The organism is Mesorhizobium sp. M5C.F.Ca.IN.020.32.2.1, from assembly GCF_004023105.1.
GTDB lineage: Bacteria > Pseudomonadota > Alphaproteobacteria > Rhizobiales > Rhizobiaceae > Mesorhizobium > Mesorhizobium wenxiniae.
The window spans coordinates 1-2,100 of sequence record NZ_RZSX01001007.1 but is presented as its reverse complement, the minus strand read 5'-3'; the positions used below and the strand labels follow the sequence as shown (position 1 = coordinate 2,100).

Annotated in this window: 2 protein-coding genes; both read left to right on the top strand. The window is 63.8% G+C overall.

The window, feature by feature from the left end; translation table 11 throughout:
* Positions 1 to 1,275, top strand: a 1,275-nt coding sequence (locus tag EOA86_RS32135; RefSeq protein ID WP_164892206.1) for an FAD-binding oxidoreductase, incomplete at its 5' end; no start/stop codon positions are given.
* A gap of 229 nt (positions 1,276 to 1,504) precedes the next feature.
* Positions 1,505 to 2,100 (top strand): SH3 domain-containing protein (locus EOA86_RS32130; protein WP_128345277.1); only part of this gene is annotated, 596 nt, incomplete at its 3' end.

Sequence of the window (2,100 nt, the reverse complement as noted above, 5' to 3'; positions counted from 1 at the left end):
TCCCCAATCTCCCCCGGCCGCTCCTGGTATGAGGACACGGCCGGCCCACGGCCCGAATACCCGGCGCTCGACGGCGACCGGACATGCGACGTCGTCATCGTCGGCGGCGGCTTCACCGGCCTGTCGGCGGCGGCGCACCTTGCCAAGGCCGGCAGCAATGTCGTGCTGATCGAAGCGCATCGTTTCGGCGACGGCGCATCGGGCCGCAATGGCGGCCAGCTCGGCACCGGTCAGCGCGCCTGGGTCGAGGAGCTCGAAGCGGAATACGGCTTTTCCCGCGCCAAGGCGCTGTTCGACCTCGCCGAAGAGGCCAAGTCGCATCTCCTCGAATTCGCCGCCGTCAACAAGATCGAGATCGACTACATGCCCGGCCAGATGTCGGTGGCGCATAAGAAGCGCTATGTCGACGATTACAAGGCGCATGCCGAGATCATGGCGAACCGCTTCGGCTATCCGCACATCGCCTTCATGGACGCAAAGGAGACGGCGGAGCGGTTGGGCTCGACGCGCTATTTCGGCGGCACCCGCGACACCGGCACCGGGCACATCCATCCGCTGAAGCTGGTGATCGGCGCGGCAAAGGTGGCAGCGCAGGCGGGCGCGCAGCTGTTCGAGCAGACGCCGGCGACCGGCATCGCGTCGCTTGGCGGCAAGGTCAGGGTCACGACGCCGAAAGGCACGATATCAGCCGAGAAATGTCTGATCGGCGTCAACGCCCATGGCGGCGCGCTCGAGCCGATCAGTGCCGCGCACATCATGCCGATCGGCTCCTTCATCGGCGCGACGGTGCCGCTGGGGGCCGACACAAACGTGCTGCCGGGCGGTGAGGCGGTCGATGATTCCCGCTTCGTCGTGCGCTACTTCCGCAAATCGACGGATGGGCGGCTGCTGTTCGGCGGGCGCGAGATCTATGCCGTCAACGATCCGAAAGACATCCATGTCCACATCCGCCGGCAGATCGCCGAGCTTTACCCAGCGCTGAAGACCGTCGAGATCACTCACGGCTGGGGCGGCTATGTCGGCATCACGATGCCGAGAAAACCCTTCGTGCGCGAGGTGATGCCCAATGTGATTTCTGTCGGCGGCTATTCCGGTCACGGCATCATGCTGTCGAACTTTTTCGGCAAGCTCTATGCCGAAACCGTTACCGGCAACCGGGACCGGCTGAGGCTGATCGAGGACCTGAAAATCCAGGCCTTTCCCGGTGGTCGACGCTTCCGCGCGCCTCTGCTCTTTCTTGCGCTCAACTGGTATGCCTTGAGGGACAGGATATAACCATAGATTGCAAAATCCCTTTGAAGTTGCAGAATCCATCGCAAAGGTGCAGAATCCGCCCGGCAAGGGCGCAGTGATGCCACAATCGCCGGCAAAGGATGCCCGCTCAGGGCAGTTGAACGGGGATTTTGCGGGCCTGCCCGCGTTGGTTTGGGACCGATGCCGACCGAATGCCGGTTTTCCCGGCACAGGTCGTAAGAACGTCGGCCCGCAAATGGAGGTTGCAAGAGTGAGAGAGCCCTTCAGTTTCGGCGCGCCGGAACGACGGCGCTTTGCGATGCAGTTTGGCTACGACGTGCGGCCCAGGTTCTGGCAGCAAATCCGGTCGAACTTGCATCTGGTCATCGCCGCGTTTGGCACAGCAGCGCTGCTTGGCGTGGCCGCGGTGGCGCTATGGCTGGCATTGCCGGCCAACGAGAGACAAGCGGTCGCTAGTCCCGAGCAGATTGTTTCAAGCATTCCGGTAAAAACAACAAGGATCGTGCCGGCCGCGGCCTCGAAGGTCGCCGCGGTGCAGCAGGCTGCGAGCAAAACCGATGCGGTTTCGCCGGTGGTGGTTGCGGCGAAGGCCGAGATACCGGCGCTGGCGCCTAATGATCCTCGCTGGACAGGATCGGGATCCGCATCCCGCCAGATGGCAGGCCAGGCTGAAAAAACGGCAGACAAGCCGTCCGCTGCGGCGGCACTCGCCGATCCGGCAGCGAAAACCAAAGTGGCAGCATTGCTTGCCAAAGTCGCTGCTCCCAGCAAGACGGCGACGGACGGTGCGCCAACCGCCGCCATCCCCACCCCGAAGCCGCTGCCGGCCGCGACACAGAACGATGG